This window comes from Micromonospora sp. HB375, assembly GCF_017872985.1.
Lineage (GTDB): Bacteria > Actinomycetota > Actinomycetes > Mycobacteriales > Micromonosporaceae > Micromonospora > Micromonospora chalcea.
Genome location: NZ_JAGGJO010000001.1, coordinates 1267207 through 1292248, shown reverse-complemented (window position 1 = coordinate 1292248; position 25042 = coordinate 1267207). Strand labels below are relative to the sequence as shown.

General features: G+C 73.8%; 23 protein-coding genes, 3 tRNA genes and 1 pseudogene. 9 read left to right on the top strand and 18 right to left on the bottom strand.

Annotated features, from left to right (window positions below; all coding sequences use genetic code 11):
• Window positions 1-56 precede the first annotated feature (56 nt).
• The 4 genes and pseudogenes from cofC to J3R08_RS06270 all read left to right on the top strand — a co-directional run.
• Window positions 57-677 (top strand): annotated as a pseudogene (gene cofC, locus J3R08_RS31855) (2-phospho-L-lactate guanylyltransferase); the annotation flags it as partial.
• A 21-nt stretch (window positions 678-698) separates the two neighbouring features.
• A complete protein-coding gene (locus J3R08_RS31850) occupies window positions 699-896 on the top strand; it encodes a cold-shock protein (RefSeq protein WP_043330566.1) in 198 nt (65 codons plus the stop codon).
• Window positions 897-950: 54 nt separating this feature from the next.
• On the top strand, window positions 951-3248 hold the full coding sequence (locus tag J3R08_RS06275; protein WP_369799305.1) for an RNA degradosome polyphosphate kinase: 2298 nt from the start codon (window positions 951-953) through the stop codon (window positions 3246-3248).
• 7 nt (window positions 3249-3255) lie between these two features.
• On the top strand, window positions 3256-4173 hold the full coding sequence (locus J3R08_RS06270; protein WP_064447016.1) for an NUDIX hydrolase: 918 nt from the start codon (window positions 3256-3258) through the stop codon (window positions 4171-4173).
• Window positions 4174-4179: 6 nt separating this feature from the next.
• On the opposite strand, the gene J3R08_RS06265 is transcribed toward J3R08_RS06270, so the two are convergent.
• From J3R08_RS06265 to leuC, 4 genes are all read right to left on the bottom strand, one after another.
• Entirely contained in the window at window positions 4180-6156 is a 1977-nt protein-coding gene (locus J3R08_RS06265) for an endonuclease/exonuclease/phosphatase family protein (protein ID WP_209960336.1), read from the bottom strand.
• 135 nt (window positions 6157-6291) lie between these two features.
• Window positions 6292-6897: an HU family DNA-binding protein gene (locus tag J3R08_RS06260; RefSeq protein WP_091419419.1), complete on the bottom strand. Its 606-nt coding sequence runs from the start codon at window positions 6895-6897 to the stop codon at window positions 6292-6294.
• Between the two features lie 159 nt (window positions 6898-7056).
• Window positions 7057-7644, bottom strand: coding sequence for a 3-isopropylmalate dehydratase small subunit (leuD, locus tag J3R08_RS06255; RefSeq protein WP_043325965.1), 588 nt, complete (start codon window positions 7642-7644; stop codon window positions 7057-7059).
• A gap of 15 nt (window positions 7645-7659) precedes the next feature.
• The gene (gene leuC / locus J3R08_RS06250; RefSeq protein WP_043325966.1) at window positions 7660-9102 is read right to left on the bottom strand and encodes a 3-isopropylmalate dehydratase large subunit; all 1443 of its coding nucleotides are present in this window, start codon (window positions 9100-9102) and stop codon (window positions 7660-7662) included.
• Between the two features lie 49 nt (window positions 9103-9151).
• Here leuC and J3R08_RS06245 point away from each other — a divergent pair, with 49 nt between their 5' ends.
• Window positions 9152-9838, top strand: a complete 687-nt coding sequence (locus J3R08_RS06245; protein WP_013284529.1) for an IclR family transcriptional regulator — start codon at window positions 9152-9154, stop codon at window positions 9836-9838.
• 148 nt (window positions 9839-9986) lie between these two features.
• Here the strand turns inward: J3R08_RS06245 and J3R08_RS06240 are convergent.
• From J3R08_RS06240 to J3R08_RS06225, 4 genes are all read right to left on the bottom strand, one after another.
• Window positions 9987-10059, bottom strand: a tRNA-Glu gene (locus J3R08_RS06240).
• A 161-nt stretch (window positions 10060-10220) separates the two neighbouring features.
• Window positions 10221-10293: transfer RNA gene (locus J3R08_RS06235), tRNA-Glu, on the bottom strand.
• 76 nt (window positions 10294-10369) lie between these two features.
• A tRNA-Gln gene (locus J3R08_RS06230) sits at window positions 10370-10441 on the bottom strand.
• Between the two features lie 107 nt (window positions 10442-10548).
• Window positions 10549-11352, bottom strand: coding sequence for a fumarylacetoacetate hydrolase family protein (locus J3R08_RS06225; RefSeq protein ID WP_013284528.1), 804 nt, complete (start codon window positions 11350-11352; stop codon window positions 10549-10551).
• Between the two features lie 214 nt (window positions 11353-11566).
• Here J3R08_RS06225 and J3R08_RS06220 point away from each other — a divergent pair, with 214 nt between their 5' ends.
• Both J3R08_RS06220 and J3R08_RS06215 read left to right on the top strand, forming a co-directional pair.
• Complete coding sequence (locus J3R08_RS06220) at window positions 11567-12985, top strand: hypothetical protein (RefSeq protein WP_209960334.1); 1419 nt, start codon at window positions 11567-11569, stop codon at window positions 12983-12985.
• Between the two features lie 34 nt (window positions 12986-13019).
• Entirely contained in the window at window positions 13020-13904 is an 885-nt protein-coding gene (locus J3R08_RS06215; RefSeq protein WP_209960332.1) for a 3-methyladenine DNA glycosylase, read from the top strand.
• A 24-nt stretch (window positions 13905-13928) separates the two neighbouring features.
• Here J3R08_RS06215 and J3R08_RS06210 read toward each other — a convergent pair whose 3' ends face one another.
• The 9 genes from J3R08_RS06210 to J3R08_RS06170 all read right to left on the bottom strand — a co-directional run bounded on the left by J3R08_RS06210 (window position 13929) and on the right by J3R08_RS06170 (window position 21288).
• Window positions 13929-15062 carry a cellulose binding domain-containing protein gene (locus J3R08_RS06210; protein WP_209960330.1) on the bottom strand — a complete coding sequence of 378 codons (1134 nt, stop codon included), beginning with the start codon at window positions 15060-15062 and terminating at the stop codon, window positions 13929-13931.
• 87 nt (window positions 15063-15149) lie between these two features.
• Window positions 15150-15722, bottom strand: coding sequence for a GNAT family N-acetyltransferase (locus tag J3R08_RS06205; protein WP_209960328.1), 573 nt, complete (start codon window positions 15720-15722; stop codon window positions 15150-15152).
• Window positions 15723-15771: 49 nt separating this feature from the next.
• Window positions 15772-16197: an alternative ribosome rescue aminoacyl-tRNA hydrolase ArfB gene (arfB, locus tag J3R08_RS06200; protein ID WP_043325975.1), complete on the bottom strand. Its 426-nt coding sequence runs from the start codon at window positions 16195-16197 to the stop codon at window positions 15772-15774.
• A gap of 9 nt (window positions 16198-16206) precedes the next feature.
• Entirely contained in the window at window positions 16207-16503 is a 297-nt protein-coding gene (locus tag J3R08_RS06195) for a hypothetical protein (RefSeq protein WP_043325976.1), read from the bottom strand.
• Between the two features lie 152 nt (window positions 16504-16655).
• Window positions 16656-17516 (bottom strand): S1C family serine protease, encoded by an 861-nt coding sequence (locus tag J3R08_RS06190; protein ID WP_209960326.1) that lies wholly within the window; start codon window positions 17514-17516, stop codon window positions 16656-16658.
• A gap of 39 nt (window positions 17517-17555) precedes the next feature.
• Window positions 17556-18515: a VWA domain-containing protein gene (locus J3R08_RS06185; protein WP_104113889.1), complete on the bottom strand. Its 960-nt coding sequence runs from the start codon at window positions 18513-18515 to the stop codon at window positions 17556-17558.
• Complete coding sequence (locus J3R08_RS06180) at window positions 18512-19528, bottom strand: DUF58 domain-containing protein (protein ID WP_064447005.1); 1017 nt, start codon at window positions 19526-19528, stop codon at window positions 18512-18514. The genes J3R08_RS06185 and J3R08_RS06180 overlap by 4 nt, the downstream gene beginning before the upstream one ends.
• Window positions 19525-20574 (bottom strand): MoxR family ATPase, encoded by a 1050-nt coding sequence (locus J3R08_RS06175; RefSeq protein ID WP_043325980.1) that lies wholly within the window; start codon window positions 20572-20574, stop codon window positions 19525-19527. The genes J3R08_RS06180 and J3R08_RS06175 overlap by 4 nt, the downstream gene beginning before the upstream one ends.
• Window positions 20575-20766: 192 nt before the next feature.
• Complete coding sequence (locus tag J3R08_RS06170; RefSeq protein ID WP_043325982.1) at window positions 20767-21288, bottom strand: hypothetical protein; 522 nt, start codon at window positions 21286-21288, stop codon at window positions 20767-20769.
• A gap of 281 nt (window positions 21289-21569) precedes the next feature.
• Between J3R08_RS06170 and J3R08_RS06165 the strand changes: the two genes are divergently transcribed.
• Window positions 21570-22562, top strand: a complete 993-nt coding sequence (locus J3R08_RS06165) for an endonuclease/exonuclease/phosphatase family protein (RefSeq protein ID WP_113971836.1) — start codon at window positions 21570-21572, stop codon at window positions 22560-22562.
• A 1-nt stretch (window position 22563) separates the two neighbouring features.
• Here J3R08_RS06165 and cimA read toward each other — a convergent pair whose 3' ends face one another.
• A complete protein-coding gene (cimA, locus tag J3R08_RS06160) occupies window positions 22564-24162 on the bottom strand; it encodes a citramalate synthase (protein ID WP_209960325.1) in 1599 nt (532 codons plus the stop codon).
• Window positions 24163-24480: 318 nt separating this feature from the next.
• On the opposite strand from cimA, the gene J3R08_RS06155 reads away from it, so the two are divergent.
• Window positions 24481-25041 carry a peroxiredoxin gene (locus tag J3R08_RS06155; RefSeq protein ID WP_030500869.1) on the top strand — a complete coding sequence of 187 codons (561 nt, stop codon included), beginning with the start codon at window positions 24481-24483 and terminating at the stop codon, window positions 25039-25041.
• Window position 25042: the final 1 nt, after the last annotated feature.

The window sequence follows — 25042 nt, the reverse complement described above, 5'->3', positions numbered from 1 at the left end:
CATGCCTGTTCGCCCCCGCTGCGGCCAGTGCGGGTACCGGCGCTCCCGCTGGCAGGATGGTCGGCGTGTCTGAGGCCCGCTGGACCGTGGTGATGCCGGTGAAGCGCCTGGGAGCGGCGAAGAGCCGGCTGCGGGGCGCGCTGCCCGGCGTACCCCATGAGGAGCTGGCGCTGGCCCTGGCGGCCGACACGCTGCGCGCGGCGCGGGCGTGCCCGGCGGTCGCCGGGGTGCTCGTGGTGACCGACGACGCGCGGGTGCGCGCGGCGGCGGACGCGGCGGGCGCCCGGGTCGCCGCCGATCCGGGCGCCGGGCTGAACGCGGCGTTCCGGCACGGCGCGGCCGTCGCCGGGCCGCGCGCCGCCGTGGCCGGCCTGACCGCCGACCTGCCCGCGCTGCGACCGGCCGAGCTGGCCGCCGCGCTGCGGGCCACCCAGGGGGTACGCGGGTACGTCGCGGACGCACCCGGCGGTGGCACCGTGCTGCTGGCCGCGCCGGCCGGGGTGCCGCTGGCGCCACGGTTCGGGCCCGGCTCGGCCGCCGCCCACGCGGCGAGCGGGGCGCTGCCGCTGGCCGGTGACTGGCCCAGCCTGCGCCGGGACGTGGACACCCCGGCGGACCTGGCCGCCGCCGCCGGGCTGGGTCTGGGGCCACGCACGGCGGCGCTGCTGGCCGGGGCCGAAGTCCGGTACGGTGCTGGCATGCAGGGCACGGTGGCCACCTACGACGCGTCGACCCGCAGCGGCGTGCTGCTGCTCGACGACGGCACCGAGCTCGCGTTCCCGGCCCGCGCGTTCGACGCCTCCGGGCTGCGGCTGCTCCGATTGGGGCAGCGTGTCCGGATCGAGCGGGACGCCGACGGCGAGGTCGTCCGGGTGACCTTGCCGACCATGGCGTGAACAACCTGGCCGGAGTTCATTTTCCGTTCACCCTTATCGGGGAATCATGAGGTGGTGAGCACCCCTCGCGAGCACCCCGACGGCCCGCCGCCGATCCTCGACCCCGGCCCGCCCCGCAACGGCCGCCCCAGCCGCGGCCCGGACGGGCGGTTCCGCCAGCCCCGGCCCCCGGAGGAGCGCCTCGGCGCCGACCCGGACGCGGCCGGCGCCACCGGGCTGGACGAGCCGCTCGACCCGGTCGAGGGCCCGGACGAGACCGGCCCGGACGCCGGGTCGCCACCGGCGCAGCCGCTGCCGGAGGACCGCTTCCTCAACCGGGAGCTGTCCTGGCTCGACTTCAACGCCCGGGTGCTGGCGCTCGCCGAGGACCCGCGCACCCCGCTGCTGGAACGGGCGAAGTTCCTGGCCATCTTCGCCAGCAACCTGGACGAGTTCTACATGGTCCGGGTGGCCGGGTTGAAGCGCCGCCTCTCCGCCGGCCTGCCGGTGCGCGGCGGCGACCGGCTGCCGCTGCGCACCCAGCTCGAACTCGTCACCGAGAAGGCCGCCGGCCTGGTCGCCCGGCACGCCGCCTGCCTGGTCGACGACGTGCTGCCGAAGCTCGCCGCCGAGGACATCCGCATCCTGCGCTGGAGCGACCTGGACGACGCCGAGCGGGAGCGGCTGCGCACCTGGTTCCGGGAGCACATCTTCCCGGTGCTCACCCCGCTGGCGGTCGACCCGGCGCACCCGTTCCCGTACATCTCCGGCCGGTCGCTGAACCTGGCCGTCTCGGTACGCGACCCGGACGGCGGCTCGGAGCTGTTCGCCCGGGTCAAGGTGCCGAACAACGTGCCCCGGTTCGTCCGGGTCCACCGGGAGCAGCCGGGCGTGCGGTTCCTGCCGGTGGAGGACCTCATCTCGGTGCACCTCGGCCAGCTCTTCTCCGGCATGCAGGTGGTCGAGTGCCACCTGTTCCGGGTGACCCGCAACGCCGAGGTCGAGGTGGACGAGGACCGCGACGAGGACCTGCTCCAGGCGCTGGAACGGGAACTGGCCCGGCGCCGGTTCGGTCCGCCGGTACGCCTGGAGGTGGCCGCGTCCATCTCCGACCACATGCTGGAGCTGCTCGTCCGCGAGCTGGACATGGACGACCACGACGTGCTGCGGGTACGCGGGCTGCTCGACCTGTCCGCGCTGTGGCAGGTCTACGGCGAGGCGGACCGGCCCGACCTGAAGGACCCGTCGTTCGTGCCGGCCACCCATCCGCGCCTGGCCGAGGGCGAGGTGCCGCGCAGCGTCTTCGCCACGCTGCGCGACGGCGACGTGCTGGTGCACCACCCGTACCACTCGTTCGCCACCAGCGTGCAGCGCTTCGTCGAGCAGGCCGCGGCCGACCCGAACGTGCTCGCCATCAAGCAGACGCTCTACCGCACCAGCGGCGACTCCCCGATCGTGGACGCGCTGGTCGACGCGGCCGCCGCCGGCAAGCAGGTGGTGGTGCTGGTGGAGCTGAAGGCGCGCTTCGACGAGGTGGCGAACATCGGCTGGGCGCGCACGCTGGAACGGGCCGGCTGCCACGTGGTGTACGGCCTGGTGGGCCTCAAGACGCACTGCAAGACCGCGCTCGTCGTACGCCAGGAGGGCAACCAGATCCGCCGGTACTGCCACATCGGCACCGGCAACTACCACCCGAAGACGGCAAGGCTCTACGAGGACTTCGGCATGCTCACCGCCGACCCGGAGATCGGCGCCGACCTGACCGACCTGTTCAACGTGCTCACCGGCTACAGCCGGCAGACCGCGTACCGGCGGCTGCTGGTGGCGCCGCAGGGCATCCGCAGCGGCCTGATCGAGCGCATCGACAGGGAGATCGAGCACGTCCGGCTGGGCATGCCGGGGCTGGTGCAGTTCAAGGTGAACTCCCTGGTGGACGAGGAGATCACCGACGCGCTCTACCGGGCGTCGCGGGCCGGCGTGCACGTGGACCTGCTGATCCGGGGCATGTGCACGCTGCGGCCGGGCGTGCCGGGGCTGTCGGAGAACATCCGGGTCCGCTCGATTCTCGGCCGGTTCCTGGAGCACTCCCGGATCTTCCGGTTCGGCAACAACGGCGACGCCGAGTTCTGGATGGGCTCCGCCGACCTGATGCACCGCAACCTGGACCGCCGGGTCGAGGCGCTGGTGCAGGTGAGCGATCCGGTGGCCCGCGCCGAGCTGGACCACGTCCTCACCGCCGCGTTCGACCCCGACGTGGACGCGTTCGAGCTGGCCGCCGACGGCACCTGGCACCGGCGTACCGGCGACGGCGACACGCCGCTGACCCACCTGCAGGACCTGTTGCTGCGCCGGGTCGGCGGCCGGGCGGACTGAGCGGGCCGTGGCGCGTGCCGGGCGGGCATACGGTGAGCGGGTGAGCGACGACGAGCCGGTACGGATCCGGGCCGCGGGCGGCGTGGTGTGGCGCCCGGGCCCGGCCGGCGTCGAGGTCTGCCTCGTGCACCGTCCCCGGTACGGCGACTGGTCGTTGCCGAAGGGCAAGCTGGACCGCGGCGAGCATCCGCTGGTCGCCGCCGTCCGTGAGGTCGCCGAGGAGACCGACGTACGCGCGGTGCCGCAGGTGCGCCTGCCCACCGTCCGCTACCGCAGCGAGGGTCACGCCAAGGCGGTCGACTACTGGTCGATGCGGGCGGCCGGCGCCGGCGGCTTCCAGCCCGGCACCGAGGTCGACGACGTGGCCTGGTTCCCGGTCGACGACGCGGTACGCCGGGTCAGCTACCCGCACGACGCCGAGGTGATCGCCGCGTTCGCGGCGCTGCCGCCGGTCACCGCGACCGTGCTGCTGGTGCGGCATGCCAGCGCCGGCAAGCGCGGCACCTGGACCGGCCCGGACCACGGGCGCCCGCTGGACGACGACGGGCAGGCCCAGGCGCTGGCGCTGGTGCCGCTCGTGGCCCTGGTCCGCCCGGCCCGCCTGTGCTCCGCCTCGGCGCGCCGCTGCGTGCAGACGCTGAGCCCGGCCGCGGCCCGGCTGGACCTGCCGATCGAGGTGTGCGGCGACTTCGACGAGCCGGAGCCGGGCCAGCAGGCCGAGGAGTGCGCGCTCGCCGCCGCGGCCCGCCTGGTCGCGCTGGCGCAGGCCGCCGGGACGGTGGCGGTGTGCAGCCAGGGCAAGGTGATCCCGGGCGCGCTGGAACGGCTCACCGGCCGCGTGGACGAGGACTTCACCACCGCCAAGGGCGGTGGCTGGCTGCTGCCGTTCGCCGGTGACCGGCTGGTCCTCCCGGACCGGCTGTGAGGCGGCTCAGGGCAGCGTGACGGTGAGCGTCACCGGGAGGTGGTCGCTGGCCTCGGTACGCGGCGCGCGTACCTCGGTGGCGGTCAGGCCCGGGGAGACGAAGACGTGGTCGATCTGGGTGCGCGGGTCGTCGGCCGGGCTGGTCCGCAACGGCCGGGCCGGGGCCAGCGCGTCCACCAGCCCGGCGCCGGTGAACTCGGCGAACGCCGGGTCGGCCGGCTCGGTGTTCAGGTCGCCACCGAGCACCAGCGGACGGCCGGCGGCGTACCGGCCGGCGAACGCGGCCACCTCGCGGGCCTGCTCCACCGGATCCCGGCCGGGCGGCGGTTGCAGGTGCGTGGCCACCACTGCCAGCTCGCGCCCGCCGAGGTCGAGCGTGACGCCGAGGGCCTGCGCACCGGTCGGCGCGCCGTGCGCGGTCAGCCGCCGCGTCTGCCCGGAACGCGCCGGGAACCGGCTGAGCACCGCGTCGCCCCAGACCGGGTCGGCGGCGGGCGCGAAGACGTACGGCATCTCCAGCCGCCGGGCCAGCAACGCCAGCGTGTCGTGGCCGCCGTTGAGCCACCAGCCCCGGTCCACCTCGCTGAGCAGCACGATGTCCGCGCCGCGCAGCTCCCGGGCCAGCGCGTCGAGGTCCAGCCGGCCGTCCAGGCCGAACCCCATCCGGATGTTGTACGCGGCCACCCGTACCGCCGCCGGCGCGGCCGTGGCCCGGGCCGGCGCGGGCGGTACGTGCAGCGCGGCGCCCAGCGCGGCCAGTGCGGTCAGGCCGGCCAGGACCGTGACCCGGACCGTGGTGGGCAGCACCGGGCCGGGTGAGGCCGCGCCGGACGATGCCGGGGTGGCCCGGACAGGCGCGGTAGCCGCCACCAGAGCCACCAGGACGGCCGTGGCGACCGGCGCCCAGCCGTTGGGGTACCCCAGGTCGTAGGCGGCGTAGTAGGCCACCGTGGCCACCGCGAACACCAGCATCCCGAGCGCCGCCGCCCGCCCGCGTCGCGCCCCCGCCCGTCCGTCGTCGCCCGGCCCGGCCGCGTCGTCGGCGGCCGCGGGCCCGTCGCCGGTCGTGTCGGTGAGGGCCAGGCAGCCGCCGAGACCGGCGGCGGTGAGCAGGTACGCCGGAACGAGATGCCCGGTCACGAACAGCACCGACCCGGCGAGCAACACCAGTGGCCACAGCACCCGCGCCACGCGCGCCGGTGCCCGGAACAACGCCGCCGCGAGGAACAGCAGCACCGCGAGCGCGCCCGGCAGGGCACCGCTGCCGGGACGGGCGAGCCCGGGGAAAGCAGGCGATCCGGTGCCGGCGGCGGCGCTCCAGAGCGCCGGGGCGAGCGCCACCTGACCGGCCAGCAGCAGCGCCGGCCCGCACAGCAGCCAGGCCCGGCGTCCCGGAACGCGGATACGCCGCCCGGTTGTGCCGTGGCCCGCGCCCGTCGGGGACGGCCCCGCCGCCGACGTGTCCGCCCGCTCCCGCCGTACCGCCACCGACGCGGCCAGGAACGCCGGCACCAGCAGGGCGCTCAGGCTCCAGGCGAGCACACCGCCGCGCCACACCAGGTCCTCGGTGCCGAGCAGGGCGTGCCCGACCGCGTTCCCGGCCATGCCCAGCGCCAGCCCGGCCACCGGCCGGGGCACGGACGCGGCGGTGGCGGCGAGCCAGACCAGGCCGGCGAGCAGCCCGGCGCAGGCCAGCCAGAGCTGGGCCGGACCACCGGGTTGCGCGGTGAGCGCCAGCCGCGCCGCCGCCAGCACAACGGCGGCGACGAGTCCGACCGGGGCGGCGCCGGTGCGGCGTACGAGCGCAGGCGCGGCGAGCGCGAGCAGGAACCAGCCGAGCGCGAACGCGCCGAGCAGCTCGGCCGGTGTCTCGGCGGCCCGCCCGAAGAGGGTGATGACCGACGGGAGCCAGACCCGCAGCACGTCCAGCAGGACCGCGATACCGAGCGCGAGCGTGAGGGTGGAGAGGTGACGGTGCCGCACGGGCGCCTCTTCTCGTGACCGACGGGGGTTTTCGGCACGGCGATTCTGCGGGGCGCGACGGCGGGCGGTCAACGGCGTACCCATGCGAAAGGGCGCCCACCGGCAACGGTGGGCGCCCTTTCGTGGGCCGTCCGGTCAGCGCCGGGTGGCGGCCTTCTTGGCCGGTGCCTTCTTCGCGGGCGCCTTCTTGGCCGCCGTGGTCTTCTTGGCCGTGGCGGACTTCGCCGCGGTCGTCTTCTTGGCGGTGGTGGTCTTCTTCGCCGCGGTGGACTTCGCCGCGGTCGTCTTCTTCGCCGCCGTGGTCTTGGTCGCGGCGGCCTTCTTCGCCGGCGCGGCCTTCTTGGTAGCGGTGGTCTTGGTGGCCTTCGCCGCCGTGGTCTTCTTCGCGGCGCCGGTGGTCTTCGCCGCTGTGGTCTTCTTCGCGGCGCCGGTGGTCTTCTTCGCGGCGGCGGTGTCCTTCGGCACCTTGCCGCTGGCCACCATCTCCTTGAAGCCCGCGCCCGCCCGGAACGTCGGGACGGAGGTCTTCTTGACCTTCACCGCCTCGCCGGTACGCGGATTGCGCGCTGTTCGGGCTCCCCGGACGCGCTTCTCGAACGCTCCGAAACCGGTGATCGCCACCTTCTCGCCCTTGGTGACCGCCGCCTGGACCTCAGCGAGAACCGCGTCGAGCGCGGCCGTCGCCGTCTTCCGGTCCCCCAGGCGAACGGCGAGCGCCTCGATGAGCTCGGCCTTGTTCACGACTTCCTCCCGATTGTGCAACTGACTCGACGCGAGCCATTCTGCGCGCACGTTATGCCCTGTGCTGCCTGGACACAAACATTCGGTGGAAAAAAGCCCTTGTGTCGTAACGGATTCGCCCCCACCGGGCGCACCGGTGGGGGCGAATTCGGGCCGGAGTCAGGCTACCGAGGGCAGGAACGACGGCCGGGACGCCTCGTACGAGGCGATCTCCGCCTCGTGCCGGAGGGTGAGTCCAATGTCGTCCAAGCCCTCCATCAGCCGCCAGCGGCTGTGGTCGTCCAGCGGGAACGCCCAGGTGGCGTCACCGGCGTGGACCTGGCGGGCGGCGAGGTCGACAGTGATCGGCGTGGTCGGCTCGGATTCCACGAGATCCCACAGTTCTTCCACGGCTTTCAATTCCAGCTCGACCGGAAGGAGGCCTTCCTTGAGCGCGTTGCCGCGGAAGATGTCGCCGAAGCGGGGCGAGATGACGGCCCGGAAGCCCCAGTCCCGCAGCGCCCAGACGGCGTGCTCCCGGGATGATCCGGTGCCGAACTCGGGGCCGGCGATCAGAATCGACGCACCCGAATGGACGGGATCGTTGAGGACGAATGACGGGTCCTCCCGCCACGCGTTGAACAGACCGTCGGCGAATCCGGTCCGGGTCACCCGCTTGAGGTACACGGCGGGGATGATCTGGTCGGTGTCCACGTTGGATCGGCGCAGCGGCACGGCGGTGCCGGTGTGGGTGGTGAACTTGTCCATCTCTCGGCTGCCCTTCTACAGGTCGGCGGGGGCGGCCAGCCGGCCGACCACGGCGGTGGCGGCGGCGACCGGCGGGGACACCAGGTGGGTACGCCCGCCCCGGCCCTGGCGGCCCTCGAAGTTGCGGTTGGAGGTCGAGGCGGAACGCTCACCCGGCTTCAGCGTGTCCGGGTTCATGCCCAGGCACATGGAGCAGCCGGCGAAACGCCACTCGGCGCCGGCCTCGGTGAAGACCTTGTCCAGCCCTTCGATCTCGGCCGCCTCGCGGACCGCGGCCGAGCCGGGGACCACCAGCATGCGTACGCCGTCGGCGACGCGGTGCCCGCGCAGCACGTCGGCGGCGGCACGCAGGTCCTCCAGGCGGCCGTTGGTGCAGGAACCGACGAAGACCACGTCCACGGCCAGGTCACGCATCGGCGTGCCCGGGGTGAGGTCCATGTACTCCAGCGCGCGCCGGGCGGCGACCCGCTCCGGCTCGGTGACGAAGTCCTCCGGGGCCGGCACCGTCGCGCCCAGCGGCACACCCTGCCCGGGGTTGGTGCCCCAGGTGACGAACGGCGTGATCCGGCTCGCGTCGAGCGTGACCTCGGTGTCGAACGTCGCGCCGTCGTCGGTGGGCAGCGTCCGCCAGTACTCCAGCGCCGCGTCCCAGGCGTCGCCCTGGGGCGCGTTGGGCCGCCCCTTCAGGTACGCGAACGTGGTCTCGTCCGGCGCGATCATGCCGGCCTTGGCGCCCCACTCGATGGACATGTTGGCGATGGTCATCCGCCCCTCCATGGAGAGGTCGCGGATCGCCTCGCCCCGGTACTCGACGATGTGACCGCGACCGCCGCCGGTGCCGACCTGCGCGATCAGCGCGAGCACCAGGTCCTTGGCGGTGACGCCGGGCGCCAGCTCGCCGACCACGTTCACGGCCATGGTCTTCGGCCGGGCCTGCGGCAGCGTCTGCGTGGCCAGCACGTGTTCGACCTCACTGGTGCCGATGCCGAACGCGAGCGCGCCGAACGCGCCGTGGGTGGCGGTGTGCGAGTCGCCGCACACGATCGTCATGCCGGGCTGGGTGAGGCCGAGCTGCGGGCCGATGACGTGCACGATGCCCTGGTTCTCGTCGCCCAGCGCGTGCAGGCGGACGCCGAACTCGGCACAGTTGCGACGCAGCGTCTCGATCTGGGTGCGGGAGGTGGGGTCCGCGATCGTGAGCAGGTCGCCGCGCCGGAGGCGGAACGCCGGGTCGTCGTACCCGGTCGGGGTGTTGTGGTCCTCCGTCGCGATCGTCAGGTCGGTACGGCGGACCCCGCGCCCGGCCAGACGCAGCCCGTCGAACGCCTGCGGGCTGGTCACCTCGTGCAGCAGGTGCAGGTCGATGAAGAGCAGGTCCGGCTCGCCGTCGGCGGAGCGGACCACGTGTGCGTCCCAGACCTTCTCGGCCAGGGTCCTCGGTTGAGTGACTCCCACCATCTGGACATCCTAAATTCTGGGAGGTAAATTTCGGCTTGTGGGACACAGTATGAGCGGTGTCGGCGTTCTCGACAAGGCGGTGGTCATCCTGGCCGCCTGTGTCGACGGCGCCAGCCTGGCCGAACTCGTTGAACGCACCAAGCTGCCCCGGGCCACCGCGCACCGGCTGGCACAGGCGCTGGAGATCCACCGGATGCTCGTCCGGGACACCCAGGGGCGCTGGCGCCCGGGTCCACGCCTGGGCGAGCTGGCGAACGCGGCCCCGGACGTGCTCCTGACCGCCGCCGAGCCGCTGCTCGCCGCGCTACGGGACGCCACCGGCGAAAGCGCCCAGCTCTACCTGCGGCGCGCCGACGAGCGGATCTGCGTGGCCGCCGCCGAGCGTGCCAGCGGCCTGCGGGACACCGTCCCGGTCGGCTCGGTGCTGCCGATGACCGCCGGGTCGGCGGCGCAGATCCTGCTCGCCTGGGAGCCGCCGGAGGCGGTCATGCCGCTGCTCCCCCGCTCCAAGTTCACCGGCCGCACGCTGGCCGAGGTGCGGCGGCGCGGCTGGGCGCAGAGCGTCGCGGAGCGGGAGGCGGGTGTGGCGAGCGTCTCGGCGCCGATCCGGGACCGCACCGGCCGGGTGATCGCCGCGATCAGCATCTCCGGCCCGATCGAGCGCCTCGGCCGCCGCCCCGGAGAACGCCACGCCATGGCCGTCGTCCGAGCCGGCCAGCGCCTCTCCGGCCTCTGACCCACCCACCCCCACCCCCCTCTCGCGTTGATCATGAAGTTGGCGGCATTTTTGATCTCCCAGACTGCCGCTAACTTCATGATCAACGGGGTGGGGCGGGGAATGCGAACGGCCCGCCTCGCGTAGCGAGACGGGCCGTTCGGTGACGTAGCCCCGACCGGATTCGAACCGGCGCTACCGCCTTGAGAGGGCGGCGTCCTGGGCCGCTAGACGACGGGGCCAGGCACTTTTCCTGCTTCGCCGCCCTGCCGGGTGGCGTGGCAGTAGTCTAGCGGCATCGCGTCCGGCACCGCGCCGCGGGGTCACCCCCACCGCACGCGGAAAACGTTGCCCGGACAGCAGAAAGCCCGCCCCGGGGAAACGGGACGGGCTGTCGGTGCTGTAGCCCCGACCGGATTCGAACCGGCGCTACCGCCTTGAGAGGGCGGCGTCCTGGGCCGCTAGACGACGGGGCCAGAACCTTCATTGCACTCCGCCAGCGTGAGCTGCCGGAATCCAGCGTCCGCGAGCTCTTGCGAACCCGCGGCTGCGCTGGGGTACCAGGACTCGAACCTAGACTAACTGAACCAGAATCAGTCGGGCTGCCAATTACCCCATACCCCATTGGCCCCTTGCGGCGCCGGGAATGAACTTTACCCTCCCGGTGCCGACAGGCCAAATCCAACCCCTCGAAACCAACCTGACCAGCGGAAACGAGGCATCGGAGCGAATCAGGCGACAGGGACCACCGGGTTGCTGAGCTCCCCGATCCCCTGGATCCGCACGGTGACCGTATCCCCCTCGGTGAGCGGACTAACCCCCGCCGGCGTGCCGGTCAGGACCACGTCGCCGGGCAGCAGCGTCATCACGTGCGAGATGTACGACACCAGGCCCGGTACGTCGAACACCATGTCCTTGGTCCGGCCGAGCTGGCGTACCTCCATCTCCTCCGGGTTGCGGCCCACCTCACACCGGATCTCCAGGTCGCTCACGTCGAGCCCGGTGGTGATCCACGGCCCGATCGGGCAGAACGAGTCGAAGCCCTTGGCGCGGGTCCACTGGCCGTCGGAGCGCTGGAGGTCCCGCGCGGTGACGTCGTTGGCGCAGGTGTAGCCGAAGATGGCCCGCTCGGCGGCGGCCCGGTCGGCCCGGCGGGCGCCCGGAGCGCCGATCACCACGGCGAGTTCCGCCTCGTGCTCGACCTGCTTGGAGAAGATCGGCAGCCGGATCGCGTCGCGCGGACCGATGACCGACGTGGACGGCTTGAGGAAGAGCAGCGGCTCCTTCGGCACCTCGCTGCCGTGTTCGGCGGCGTGCTCGGCGTAGTTGCGGCCGACGCAGACCACCTTGCTGGGCAGGATCGGCGACAGCAGCCGGACGTCGGAGAGCGCCCAGCGGGCGCCGGAGAACTGGATCTGCCCGAACGGGTGGCCCTCGATCTCGGCGATGGTCAGGCCCTGCGGCCCGGCCTCCGGCTCGCCCTCGACGACCCCGAACGACATTCCCTTGGCATGAGCGAAACGAGCGATACGCACCCGGCCAATCTATCCCCGCCCGCGCGTCGCCCGTCGGACACCGGCAGGCAGCGCGCCCGGGCGGCCCGCGCCGCACCCCTCGCCGCCCGCCGGCGCCGGGACCGGCGAGAGAGCGACAGGGTACGCCGGATCGCGCCGGACGGGGCGGGAATGGCGGCTTCGTACCCGCCCGGCGGGGCCCGGCCCATAGCTTCGGTTCCGGAGGTTCGTTGGTATGCCTGCATCGAGACGACACCACAAGGCCCTGGCAGTGTTCGTGAACTGCCTCGGCGTCATCGCCGCCGTACCGGCGCTGTCCCCGGCGACGCCCCGCGCGGCCGAAACCCCCGCCCGACCGGCTCCACCGCCGGCCGCCGTCCCGGTCGCCCTGCCCGGCGCGGGGGCGACCCCGATCCCGACCGGCGTGCCGGCGGTCCCGCCGGCGGTGCCGACCACCGGCCCGGCGCCGGTCCGCCCGTCGATGCCGCCGGTGAGCGTGGCGGTCGGCGCGGCGGGCACTCCGGCGCCGGGTTACCGGATCGAGGTCCGCAACGCCGGCACGGCGCCGGTCGACACGATGGTGCGGCAGGAGCTGCCGAGCGGGTCGCGGGCCACCACGGTGACCGGCGGCGGGCGGACCACCCGGCCCGCCGGGTCCAGCGCCGGGGAGGTGACGTGGCGGCTGCGCCTGCCGGCGAAGAGCACCACCACGTTGCACACCGCGCTGTCGGTTCCCGGCCCGGGCCGGTCGGTGACCGCGCCCACCTGCGTCTACGGCACCGACGGCACGCGCCCGTACGACTGCGCCACGGCGACCTGGGTGGGCGCCGCGACGGCCCCGGCGGCGCAGGTGACGGCCGCCCCCGCCTGGCGGCGGCCACCGGTGCTGCTTGCCGCGTTCACCGCGTTGCTGGTGGTGACCGCGGGCGTGCTGTGGTGGGCCCTGTGGCGCCGCCGTCGGCGCACGGCCGCGACGGCGGGCACCGGCCTGTCCGGAAGCGGGGCGATGTCCGCCGGTCCCGGCGCGCCGGGAAGCGGCGTCCCGGGGCAGGGCAGCCCGGCCGAACGGGGCACGGTCTATCCGCGTACTGCGGTGCCGGCGCCCGCGAGCCGCCGTCGCCGGCCGCCGGTCTGGCTGGTGGTGGGCGTGGCGGCGGCGGTGCTGGCCGGGGTGGTCGGCGCGGCGGCCTGGTCGGCCACGCAGCGGGTGGCGGCGATGGACACCACCAAGCAGCCGACGAGCGGCGCGTGGGTGGGCAGCAGCGTCACCGGCGCGTTGGGCCAGCCGCTGCGGGAGACCGCGTTCGAGTTCACCGTCTACCGGGTGAGCTGCGGCGCGGACGTCCTGCCGGCGGCGCCCGGCGGCGGACGCCCCTGTCTGGCCACGGTCGGGGTGCGCAACGTCACGAACGAGGACCAGACCTGGCACGGGCAGTTGCAGCGCGCGTACCTGCCGAGCGGGAACTGGGTGGCCGCCGACGAGGACGCGACCCGGGTGGCGAACCTGGGCCGGGACGTGTTCTCCCAGCCGGTGGCCGCCGGGCGGCGGGTGCTGCTGCCACTGGTGTTCACCATGCGCGGCGACGAGCCGCCGAAGCGGCTGGAGCTGCGCAGCGGCGTCTTCTCCGCGGGCGTGCGGGTGGACGTGCCGTGACCCGGCGGCGGGCGGCGGTCGTACCCTGGGGTGCGTGACCGCCGCCCTCGCCCCCGCGCTCGACGTCGCCGACTGGCAGGCGCGCCGGGCCGCCCACGAGCAGCGGGTGGACGCCTGGCTGACGCCGCATCTCGGCCGCCGCCGGGCGGGCGTGAAGCATCCGGTGGAGGACTTCCTCTTCACCTACTACTCGCACCGGCCGGCCCAGCTGCGCCGCTGGCACCCGGGCGCGGGCGTAACGCTGCGCGACGCCGACCCGGCCGGTTTCGGCCCGGACTACACCGCCTGCGCCGCCGGGCTCACCCTCGACACCGATCGGGTACGCGCGCGGCGCGCCGAGTCGATCGCCTGGATCCGTACGCTGCTGGCGGCGACCGCCGGACGCCCGGCGCAGTTCGGCTGCTTCGGCATGCACGAGTGGGCGATGGTCTACCGGCAGACCCAGGAGCAGGTACGGCACAACTCCTGGCCGCTGCGGCTGAGCCCGGCAGCGACGGCGGCGGTGGTCGAGGAGCGCGGCGTGCGGTGCAGCCACTTCGACGCGTTCCGGTTCTTCACCGCGCCGGCCCGCCCGCTGAACGTGCTCCAGCCGACCCGGGACAGCCAGCACGCGCTGGAGCAGCCGGGTTGCCTGCACGCCAACATGGATCTCTACAAGTGGGCGTACAAGCTGTCGCCGCTGGTCTGCTCGGAACTCGTGGCGGACTGCTTCGAGCTGGCCCGGGAGATCCGGACGCTGGACATGCGTGCCAGCCCGTACGACCTGGCCGCCCTGGGCTACCCGCCGGTGCCGGTGGAGACGCCGGAGGGCCGGGCCGAGTACGCCACCGCGCAGCGCGGGTTCGCCGAGCGTGCCGCCGGGTTGCGCGCCCGGCTGCTGGCCGCGCTGGACCGGGCGGTGCCGGCCGACCACCGCTGAGCGGGGCCGGCCGGCACGCGACGGTCAGCTCGGCGCGCAGGTCAGCGCCGGGCTCGGCGCGGTTCCCTCGGCCAGGAACCCGAACGTGGTCTGGGCGGCCGGGGCCAGCGCGCCGTTCCAGCTCGCGTTCCGGGCGGTCACAGTGGTTCCGCTCTGCGTCACGTCGGCGCTCCACGCCTGGCTGATCCGCTGTCCGCCGGCGAGCGGGAAGCGCACGGTCCAGCCGGCGATCGGCGCGGCGCCGTCGTTGCGCACTGTCACCTCCCCCTGGAAGCCGCCCGGCCACTGACCGGCGAGGCGCCAGGTGGCGGTGCAGCCGCCGGGCGCCGACGTCGGGCTCGCGGTGGGCGACGGGCTGGTCGTCGGTGACGGGCTGGCCGTGGGCGACGGCGTGGGGCTGACGGTCGGGGACGTGGTCGGGCCGGGCGTGGCGCGGCCGAGCGCGGCGACCAGCGCCGGGTACCACCTGTCGGACATCTTCTGGTCCCCGGCCGCGTTCGGGTGCACCCCGTCGTAGGTGTCGGTGGCGGTGCTGAACCCGGTCCACTGGTCGACCACCACGATCGGGGAGGCGGCCGTGGTCTTCCCGGCCGCCCAGCCGTCGATGAGCGAGTTGAGCGCCACGGTCCGCTGGCCGCACTCCGGGCAGCTCGCCGGGTTCATCGGGATGATCTTCGCGACCAGCACGGTCGTGGCCGGGTTGGCGGCCCGCATCTGGTCGACCAGCTTCGAGTACGCGGCGAGGATCGTGGCGGGCGCGATGTTGCTCCACACGTCGTTGGTGCCGAAGTGCATGAGCACGACGTCCGGGCGGGTGGCGGCGAGCCAGCCGGGCAGCAGGTTCTGGTTGGCCACGTTCGTCGCGAGGTAGCCGCCGTGGCCCTCGTTGTCGCCGTCGTAGGGCACGCCGCAGCCCTGCGGCCCGAGCGTGCCGACGAAGTCGACGTCGGTGTGGCCGGTGGACTGGAGGCGGTTCCAGAGCAGGGCGCGCCAGCAGCCGGGCGACCCGGTGATGGAGTCGCCCAGTGGCATGACGCGGACCGGCGTGGCCGCCGCGGCGGCCGGGGGTGTGGTGGCGGTGAGGGCGAGGCCGAGAGCGAGGACCGGTAGCAGCGCGGCGAGCACGGTCAGCGCGGCGCGTACGGGGTTTCGGGACATGCGGAAGGGACTCCTGTCACTGTGACGTGGTGGTCGGTGACGGCCCTGAAGCTCCCGTACGCATTGAAGCGCTTCGACGCCTCCGGCTCAACCCTCCGGGTGCCCCCGGTGCCGGTTCCACTCCGGAGCGAGGATCGACATGACAGTGGCGTCCACCCAGCCGTCGCCGTCGCGCAGCACCTGCCGCAGCGTCCCCTCGGCGACGAAGCCCACCTTCTCGTAGGCGCGCCGGGCACGCGGGTTGAACGCGAACACCTCCAGGCCGATGCGGTGCAGGCCGAGCTGCTCGAAGCCGTACCCGACGATCAGCCGCACCGCCTCGGTGCCGAGGCCGCGGTCGCGGCCGCCGGGGCCGATCAGCGTGCGGAAGTTGCAGCTCGCGTTGGCCCGGTCCCACTCGTTGAGGACCACCTCGCCGACGCAGGTGCCGCTCGCCCGGTCCACCACCGCGAGGTCGAGCCGGTCGGCCTGGCTGTTGCGGGTGCCGTACCAGGCGCGCAACCGGGCCGGTTCGAACGTCTCGCCGGCCGGGCTGCCGGTCAGCCGGACCACCTCCGGGTCGGCCAGGATCTCCGCGAGCGCCGGCAGGTCGTCGTCGTGGAACGGGCGCAGCGCCACACGCTCGCCGGTGAGCGTGGGCTTGACGGAGAAGTCGATCACGGGGCGGAATTCTCCGGGCGGCGCGCCGGGCGGTTCAACCGTTTTTCGGTCAGTCGCCGTCCACCCGGCGGTCGCGTTTGCGCTGGGACTGGCGCTTCTTCTCGGCCAGCCGGCGCTCCTTGGCGCCACGGGAGGGGCGGGTCGGGCGGCGCGCCTTCGGCGGCGGGGCGACGGCCTCGCGCAGCAGCGCGGCCATCCGTTCCCGGGCCGCTTCCCGGTTGGCCAGTTGCGCGCGGTGCTCACTGGCGGTCACGGTCAGCACGCCGTCGACCAGGCGTCCGGCGAGCCGGGTCAGCGCCCGTTCCCGCAGCGTCTCCGGCACGCTCGGCGAGCGGCCCAGGTCGAAGCTCAGTTCCACCCGCGAGTCGGTGGTGTTCACCCCCTGGCCGCCGGGCCCGGACGACCGGGAGAACCGTTCCCGCAGCTCGACTGCGGGCACCACGAGCCGGTCGGTCACCCGCAGTCCGTCGTCCACTCCCCGAGGCTAGCGCCCGGCGCGGTGACTCGGGGTGGGGGTGGCGCTCGGGGTGGGACCGGCCCGTTCCTCGCCGCCGCCGGAGGCCGCGTACGCGGCCGCGCCGACCAGCAGCAGGGCGATCACCGCGAGCTTGACGACCACGCCGCGAATCGCGAGCCAGGCGTTGCGGCGGGCGCCCGGCACGCTGGTCCGGATCGTCTGGTAGTCGGTCCAGCCGCGTTTCGCACGCGCGTAGGACGCGCCGACACCGGCGCCGATGATCAGGCCCATCACGAGGAGGGCCGCAATGACAGCTTGCTCCACCTCCGCCAGTATCCATACTCAGCGTAATATTTCTATGCCCCAATGATCCCACGCCGGATATCCGACAGTTCGCACCGATCTTGCAGTGCTTGTGCAGGTCAGCGCCGCGCGAAGCGCCGAGGCAACCCGCGCGGGAGACCGCGCCCGGTGACTCAGCCGCCCCGGCCGATGATGGTGTCGGCGGTCTGCTGGACCTGGTCGATCGGGATGGCGAAGCCGATGCCGATCGACCCGTTGCCGTCGATGGTGGCGATGGCGGTGTTCACGCCGACCACCTCACCGCGCGCGTTCACCAGCGGCCCTCCCGAGTTGCCCGGGTTGATGGAGGCGTCGGTCTGCACCGCCGTGTGCCGGCCGTTGCCGATCCGCACCTGCCGGTTGAGCGCGCTGACGATACCGGCGGTGACGGTCCCGGCGAGCCCGAGCGGCGACCCGACCGCGAGCACCGGCTCCCCCACCCGGGTCGAGTTCGCCTTGGCCAGCGGCAGCGGCGGCAGCCCGGCGGACGCGGGCACCTTGAGCACGGCCAGGTCGCTGGCGGGTTCCCGGCCCACCACCTCGGCCGGGAAGCGACGCCCGTCCGAGGTCTCCACAGTCACCGCGCCCGAGCCGCCGCGGGCCAGGATGTGGTCGTTGGTGACGATGTGCTGCTCGTTGTCGATGGCGAATCCGGAGCCGGACGCGGACGCGCCGGATCGGCCCCCGACGATCACCGAGACCACGCCGGGCACCGTCTTGCCGGCGGCGGTGACCAGTTCCGCGGGCACCGGCGCGGCGGATGCCGCGCTCGGTCCCGGCGAGCCCTGGTCGGCCGCCCAGGTGCCGGCCACCGCGCCGGAGACGGTGGAGAGCGCCACCACCGCCGCCACGCTCAGCAGCCGGTGCCGCAGGCTGCGCCGTCCGGCCTCCGGCCCGCCCCCGGGTACGTCCCGGTGGCCGCGCCCGTCCGGGTCCAGCTCCGGCGAGACGAACCACGGTCCGCGTGGCTCGCCGAGTCCGGTCTGCACTGCCATGCCTGGCTCCTCACATGTCGTGCGGTAGTGGTGTGCGGGTCAGGGCAGCCGGGAGAACCACCGCAGCGAGCCGGCGGCGGCGCCCATCGCCAGGACCAGCCCGAGGCCGATGAAGCGGGCCGAGATGTCCTGCCGTTCGGTGCGGTAGCCGACGGACGTGCCGATGTCCTCGTAGACGTCCTTCAGCTCGGCGGTGGTGGACGCCTCGTGGAAGCCGCCACCGGTCTGCTCGGCGACCGCCCGCAGCGTCTGCCCGTCCACCGGCACCTGGATCGCCCGGCCGCCCCGGTCGACCGAACCCCCGGGCGTGCCGAAGGAGATCGTGTGCACCGGCACCTTGGCGGCGACGGCCTGGTCGGCCGCCTCGATCGGGTCCATCCCGGAGGTGTTCGCGCCGTCGGAGAGGATGATGATCCGGGCCGGCGGCGGGTCCTTCGCGGCAGTCGCGTCAAGGCTCTTGACCGCGCCGAGCGAGGTGCTGATCGCCTCGCCGATCGCGGTGCCCTGCACGCCGGTGATGCCCTCGGCCAGCCGCCCGATGCCGTCGTGCAGCGCCTCCCGGTCGGTGCTCGGCGGCACCAGCACCGCGGCGCTGCCGGCGAACGCGACGAGGCCGACGTTGAACTCGTCCGGCAGCCCGTCGACGAACCGCCGGCCGGCCTCCTTGGCCGCTGTCAACCGGTCCGGGTCCACGTCACCGGCGAGCATCGAGGTGGAGACGTCGACAGCCACCATCACGGTGGCCCGTTCCCGGGGGACCCGCACCTCCGCCTCGGGGCGGGCGAACCCGACCACGAGCAGCGCCAGCATGGCCAGGAACAGGCCCGCCGGCACGTGCCGGCGCCAGGCCGGGCGGCGCGGGGCGACCCGGTCCAGCAGGCGCAGGTTGGTGAAGCGCACCGCGTACCGGCTCTGCCGCCGTTGCAGCACCAGATAGCCGGCGACCAGCGCGAGGACGGCGAGCAGCAGCCAGAGGCGGGCTGGTGACTGCCAGGTCATGCGACACCTCCCCGGGCGGCGGCCGGCACGGTGGCCAGCCGGCGCTGCTCGTGCACGTGCCGCACCACGTCCGCACACCAGTCCCGGTCGGTGCGCAGCGCCATGTGGGTGGCGCCGGCCCGGCGCAGCGTGTGGCGTACCTGCTCGCGCTGCTCGGCGGCGGCGCGCGCGTACCGCTCGCGCAGGTCCGGGTCGCCGGTCCACACCTCGCGGTGCCGGCCGCTCTCCGGGTCGACGAGCGTGATCAGTCCGACGTCGGGCAGTTCCAGCTCGCGCGGGTCGGTCACCTCGACCGCGAGCACCTGATGACGGACCGCGAGGCGGCGCAGCGCCGCGGCCCAGGGCGGTGGCGCGGCGTCCGGGTCGTCGGGCAGTTCATCGAGGAAGTCGGAGACGATCACCACGAGCCCGCGCCGGGTGGCGACACGCTGCAGGCCGTCCAGGCCGTCGGCCAGGCCCGGCCCCGCGGCGGGCGGGCGTGCGCCGGCCGCGCCCGCGCCGTCCGGGTCCCGCCGGTCGTCGGTACGCGGGGCGCCGAGCAGCGCGCGGAGCAGCCCGAGCAGATGGGTACGCCCGCTGCGGGCCGGGAATCGGCGCAGCCCGTCGGGCGTGAGCACCTGCGCGCCGAGCCGGTTGCCGACTCCGGCGGTGAGGAAGCCGATCGCTGCCACAGCGGCCACCGCCAGCTCCCGTTTGTCCAGCGTGGAGGTGCCGTACTCCATGCTGGGGCTGGCGTCGACGAGCAGCCAGGTGGTCAGTTCCCGGTCCGCGTCGACCTGGCGGACGTGCGGCACCGTGGTCCGGGCGGTGACCGCCCAGTCCATCCGGCGTACCTCGTCCTCGCCGGGGCGGTACTCCCGGCTGCCGGCGGCCTCGCTGCCCGGCCCGGGCAGCAGGCCCCGGTACCGGCCGTGCAGCAGGCCGTCGAGCCGCCGGGTCACCGTCAGCTCCAGCCGGCGCAGCCGCTGGTCGGGCGCGAGGTCGGTCAGCCCGGGCTCGGCCGCGCCGGTCATGCCGCCGCCAGGTCCGGCGCCGCCTCGGTGGGCCCGTTCACCAGCCGGGGCGGTGGCACCGCCTCGATCACCCGGCGCACCACGTCCTCGCCGGAGATCCCGTCGGCGACCGCGTCGAAGGTGAGCACGAGCCGGTGCGCCAGCACGTCCACCGCCAGGTCCCGGATGTCCTCGGGGAGGACGTAGTCGCGGCCGTGGATGAGTGCCTGCGCGCGGGCGGCGGCCACCAGGCCGAGCGTGGCCCGGGGGCTGGCCCCGTACGCCAGCAGCGGCGCGATGTCGGGCAGGCCGAAGCGTTGCGGGTCGCGGGTGGCGAGGATGAGGCGGACCACGTACTCGGCGAGCGCGTGGTGGACGAAGACGTCGGTGGCGCGGCGCTGGAGTTCCCGCAGCCGGATCGGGTCGAGCACGGTGCTCGCGGTGGGGCGCTCGGTGCTCATCCGGTAGAGGATGGCCAGCTCGTCGGCGTCGCTCGGGTAGTCGACCACGACCTTCATGAGGAAGCGGTCGCGTTGCGCCTCGGGGAGCTGGTATACGCCCTCGGACTCGATCGGGTTCTGGGTGGCCAGGACCAGGAACGGCTCCGGCACCGGCCAGCTCCGCCCGCCGATCGAGACCTGCCGCTCGGCCATCGCCTCCAGCAGGGCCGACTGCACCTTGGCCGGGGCCCGGTTGATCTCGTCGGCGAGCACGAGGTTCGCCATGATCGGTCCCAGCTCCACGTCGAACTGCTCGGTCGAGGCGCGGTAGATGCGGGTGCCGACGATGTCGGAGGGCACCAGGTCGGGCGTGAACTGGATCCGGGAGAAGGTGCCGCCGACGACTGTGGCGAGGGTCTGCGCCGCGAGCGTCTTGGCCACCCCCGGTACGCCCTCCAGCAGGCAGTGACCGTCGGCGATGAGGGCGGTGAGCAGGCGTTCGACGAGCCGATCCTGCCCGACGATCACGCGTTTGACCTCGGCGAGGGTCTGTTCCAGCTCGACGCCGCTCGCGTCGGCATCGACCGGGCTGGGCACGCTGGCCAGGGTGTCCGAGATGTCCGTCACGGTGCTTGCTTCCCGGGCCGGACCGGCGACAAACGTCGGATTATCGGACCCGGACCGGCAGTGGCCGAACCGGACGGGCAGCATCTCCCCGATCGGGCGGCAACGGCGCGAACCCCATCGGTCCGGGCGGGACCGGGACGGAACACGACACCGGCCCCCGCCGCAGCGGAGGCCGGTGCGCGGCCGGACGGGTCAGTTGGCGACCAGGATGTGGAACGGCCGGTCGGCGAAGCCGCCGGTGGAGTTGCGGGTCTGCACGAAGACCGCGTTGGGGGTCAGCGTGCGCGGCGCGGCCGAGATCTCGCCGCCCGGCGGCACGTTCGCCGAGTCGTTCGTGCCGATCGAGACGTGGTACGCCTTGGCGGACACGTCGTAGTCGAACAGCACCTGGTACTGCCCGGCGGACACGCCCGGGCCGGGTACGAACCGGAGCGAGGACACCACGTTGCCGGAGTGCTGCAGCAGCGTCCCGTTCGCCGACACGACCGCCCAGGCGACCTGACCGGGGGCCGGCGGGGCCAGCGTGGCCCGCATGGCGGCGCGGGCGGCCTGCCGCTCGGCGGCGGTCACCGGCGGCTGCGCGGTGCTGTGCCGGGCGCCGGGCTGGGGTCGCGCCTCCGCCTGGGCGGCCGCGGCGATCCCGCCACCGGCCAGGGTGAGGGACAGCGCGGCGAGCGCCACCACCGTCGCCTTTCGCTTGAAGAATGTGGCCATGAGTTCTCCCTTGGTTAAACCGTGGTGATACGGCGACTGCGCGCGTCAAATTGCGGATCATCGGGAATCCGCCCGGGGAGCGCACCGCTCGTGAGCTGGCCTTACTACAGAGAGTCGCGACGTCTCAACCAGGGGGAACGTAGCACCGGAAAACGCGGGCGGTCAATAGCTTATATTGCGTGTCCGACCGATCGAAAAAGTGCTCAGAAATTGCGGTCGAGCATTCACGAAATTGTTTCGCCGGGCATCGCGGCAGCGCGGACCCGGGTAGCCTGACGGCCATGATCACAGCGCCGGACCTGTCCCGGGGCGGCACCCGGGGCGGCCGCTGGGCCACCGCCGCGTGCTGGCTGGCAGCGGCGCCGGTCGCCGCCTGGGCGCTGGTACGCCTGGCCGGGCTGGAACGCGGTCCGCTGGTGCTGGCGATCGCCTTCACGCCGTACGTCGCCGCGCTGGCCCCGGTCGTGGCGGTGTCGGCGCTCGCCCTGCGGCGCCGGGCCCCGGCGGTGGTCGCGGCCCTCGCCGCGCTGTCGTTGATCGGCGCGGTGGCGCCCCGGGCGGTCCCCGACGCCCGTCCCCCGGCCGACGGGCCGACGCTGCGGCTGCTCACCGCCAACCTGCGCCTCGGCTCGGCCGACCCGGCGGGACTTGTCGACCTGGCCCGGGTCCGGCGGGTGGACGTGCTCACGGTGCAGGAGCTCACCCCGGCGCTCGCGGCCGAGCTGGACCGGCTCGGCCTGGCCACGCTGCTGCCCTACCGGTCGCTGAGCCCCGAGGTCGGCTCCACCGGCTCCGGCGTGTACGCCCGCCACCCGCTGCGCGACACCGGGCACCGCCGCAACCAGGGGTTCTTCTTCACCCAGGCGTACGCGACGGTGACGGTGCCGGGCGCGCCGCCGTTACGGGTGGAGTCGGCGCACCCGGCCGCGCCGTACGCGGTGGACGTGGTGCCGGACTGGTGGACCGACCAGCGCGCCCAGCCGCCGGCCACCCCGGACGGCGGGCTGAGCGTGCTGGCCGGGGACTTCAACGCGACGCTCGACCACGCGGCGCTGCGGGAGCTGATCGCCACCGGTTACACCGACGCGGCGGACGCGGCCGGTGCCGGGTTCGGCGGCACCTGGGGCCCGTACGACGGCGACCCGATCCCGCCGGTCACCATCGACCACGTCCTGGTGGACCGGCGCATCGCGGTGCGCGCCGCCGGCACCTTCCCGGTGCCGGGCAGCGACCACCGCGCGTTGCTGGCCGAGCTGCGCCTGCCGGCCGGGTGAGTCAGGCCGCGGTCCCGCCCGTCACGCGGGTCCGGTCCAGGCCGTAGGTGAGCGCGTCGACGAGCGCGTGCCAGCTGGCCTCGACCACGTTCGGGTGCACGCCCACGGTGGTCCAGTCGCGGCCCACCCCGGCGGTCTCCACGAGTACGCGCGTCACCGCGCCGGTGCCGTGGCTGCCCTCCAGGATGCGGACCTTGTAGTCGGCCAGCTGGAACTCGCGCAGCTCCGGGTAGTGCCGGGACAGCGCCACCCGCAACGCCTCGTCCAGCGCGTTGACCGGGCCGTTGCCCTCGGCGGTGGCGATCACCCGCTCGCCGCGTACCCGGATCTTCACCGTGGCCTCGGAGACCACCGCGCCGTCCTCGCGGTGCTCGACCAGCACCCGGTACGACTCCAGCGTGAACGGCCGGACCGGCGCCGCGCCCGGCAGTTCCGAGCGGACCAGCAGTTCGAACGAGGCGTCGGCGGCCTCGAACGACCAGCCATCGGCCTCCAGCTCCTTGACCCGCCCGGTGACCTTGGACAGGGTGTCCGGATGGCCGGCCAGGTCCAGACCGAGCTCACGGCTCTTGAGCTCGATGCTGGCCCGGCCGGCCATCTCGGTCACCAGGATCCGCATGTCGTTGCCCACCACGGTGGGTTCCACGTGGTTGTAGAGCAACGGGTCGACCTTGATCGCGCTCGCGTGCAGCCCCGCCTTGTGAGCGAAGGCGGCGGCCCCGACGTAGGCCTGGTGGGTGTCGGGGGCGATGTTGGCGATCTCGGCGATGGCGTGCGAGACCCGCACCATCTGTTCCAGGCAGCCCTCCGGTAGGACGGGCATGCCCAGCTTGAGCTGAAGATTGGCGACGATCGCGAAGATGTCGGCGTTGCCGGGGCGCTCGCCGTACCCGTTGGCGGTGCCCTGCACGTGGCGGACGCCGGCCTCGACGGCGGCGATGGTGTTGGCGACCGCGCAGGCGGTGTCGTTCTGCGCGTGCATGCCGAGCCGTTCCGGCGCGATCCCGGTGCGCGCCACCAGCCCTTCGATCACGGCGGTGACCTGGGAGGGCAGCATGCCGCCGTTGGTGTCGCAGAGGACGAAGCGCTCGGCGCCGGCGGCCAGCGCGGTCTCCGCCACGGCGGCGGTGTAGCCCGGGTCGAAGCGGAACCCGTCGTAGCAGTGCTCTCCGTCGACGAAGACCCGCCGGCCCTGCGCCACCAGGTACGACACGGTGTCGCGGATCATGGCGAGGTTCTCCTCGGCGGTGGTGCGCAGCGCGCGTTCCACGTGCCGCAGGTCCGCCTTGGCGACCAGGGCGACGGCCGGGGTCTGCGCGTCGAGCAGCCCGCGCACCTGCGGGTCGTCCTCGACCGCGAGGCCGGCCTTGCGGGTGGCGCCGAAGGCGACCAGGATCGCGTGCCGCAGTTCCAGCTCGGTGCGGGCCCGGCGGAAGAACTCGGTGTCCTTGGGCACCGCGCCCGGCCAGCCCCCCTCGATGAAGCCGACCCCGAGGTCGTCGAGCAGGCGGGCCACCGCCAGCTTGTCGACCACCGAGTACGTGAGTCCTTCGCGCTGGGCGCCGTCGCGCAGCGTCGTGTCGTACACCTGGAAGGTCATCGGAGTCCTCTTCTCGTGTCCGTCCCGGGGCGCAAACAAAAAGACCCCCCGCGGATGCGGGAGGTCTGCGCGCTCGGCGAGGGAAGGCCGGCGCGCTAGCTGCTAATGATCAGGACGAAGCTGGTCACGACCAGTACTCTGCCACCCCGCCCCCGCTTTTGGGAGGCGAAACCCATATTCCGGGACGATCGCGGGGCTGGTGACCGCCTTCACACCCGGCCACCGCCCGCCACGAGCGCAAACAGGGCTGCGGAAGAATCTTGAACAGATCCAGTTACTGGCCCGGCGGTGCTGCCGGGTCACGCTCAAGGAGGACCCGTGCTCACTGTCGGTGACCACTTCCCCGAGTACGAACTCACCGCCTGCGTATCGCTCGACGCCGACAAGGCGTTCGAGACGATCAACCACAAGTCCCACGAGGGCCAGTGGCGCGTCGTGTTCTTCTGGCCGAAGGACTTCACCTTCGTCTGCCCCACCGAGATCGCCGAGTTCGGCCGCCTCAACGGCGAGTTCGCCGACCGCGACGCCCAGGTGCTCGGCGTCTCCGTCGACAACGAGTTCGTCCACTACGCCTGGCGCAAGGACCACCCGGACCTGCGCGAGCTGCCCTTCCCGATGCTCAGCGACATCAAGCGTGAGCTGACCTCCGCCTGCGGCGTGCTCGGCGCCGACGGTGTCGCCCAGCGGGCCACCTTCATCGTGGACCCGAACAACGAGATCCAGTTCGTCATGGTGACCGCCGGTTCGGTCGGCCGCAACGTCTCCGAGGTGCTGCGGGTGCTCGACGCGCTCCAGACCGACGAGCTGTGCCCGTGCAACTGGAACAAGGGCGGCGCGACGCTCGACGCCAACGCGCTCCTCGCCGGCGCCGGGGCCTGAC

Excerpts from the sequence above, each read along its gene's own strand:
- J3R08_RS31850 (WP_043330566.1), top strand. The coding sequence starts at position 699 with ATGCAGGGCACGGTGGCCACCTACGACGCGTCGACCCGCAGCGGCGTG.
- leuD (WP_043325965.1), bottom strand. The coding sequence starts at position 7,644 with ATGGACAAGTTCACCACCCACACCGGCACCGCCGTGCCGCTGCGCCGA.
- leuC (WP_043325966.1), bottom strand. The coding sequence starts at position 9,102 with ATGGTGGGAGTCACTCAACCGAGGACCCTGGCCGAGAAGGTCTGGGAC.
- J3R08_RS06245 (WP_013284529.1), top strand. The coding sequence starts at position 9,152 with ATGAGCGGTGTCGGCGTTCTCGACAAGGCGGTGGTCATCCTGGCCGCC.
- J3R08_RS06220 (WP_209960334.1), top strand. The coding sequence starts at position 11,567 with ATGCCTGCATCGAGACGACACCACAAGGCCCTGGCAGTGTTCGTGAAC.
- J3R08_RS06210 (WP_209960330.1), bottom strand. The coding sequence starts at position 15,062 with ATGTCCCGAAACCCCGTACGCGCCGCGCTGACCGTGCTCGCCGCGCTG.
- J3R08_RS06190 (WP_209960326.1), bottom strand. The coding sequence starts at position 17,516 with ATGGCAGTGCAGACCGGACTCGGCGAGCCACGCGGACCGTGGTTCGTC.
- J3R08_RS06185 (WP_104113889.1), bottom strand. The coding sequence starts at position 18,515 with ATGACCTGGCAGTCACCAGCCCGCCTCTGGCTGCTGCTCGCCGTCCTC.
- J3R08_RS06180 (WP_064447005.1), bottom strand. The coding sequence starts at position 19,528 with ATGACCGGCGCGGCCGAGCCCGGGCTGACCGACCTCGCGCCCGACCAG.
- J3R08_RS06170 (WP_043325982.1), bottom strand. The coding sequence starts at position 21,288 with ATGGCCACATTCTTCAAGCGAAAGGCGACGGTGGTGGCGCTCGCCGCG.
- J3R08_RS06165 (WP_113971836.1), top strand. The coding sequence starts at position 21,570 with ATGATCACAGCGCCGGACCTGTCCCGGGGCGGCACCCGGGGCGGCCGC.
- cimA (WP_209960325.1), bottom strand. The coding sequence starts at position 24,162 with ATGACCTTCCAGGTGTACGACACGACGCTGCGCGACGGCGCCCAGCGC.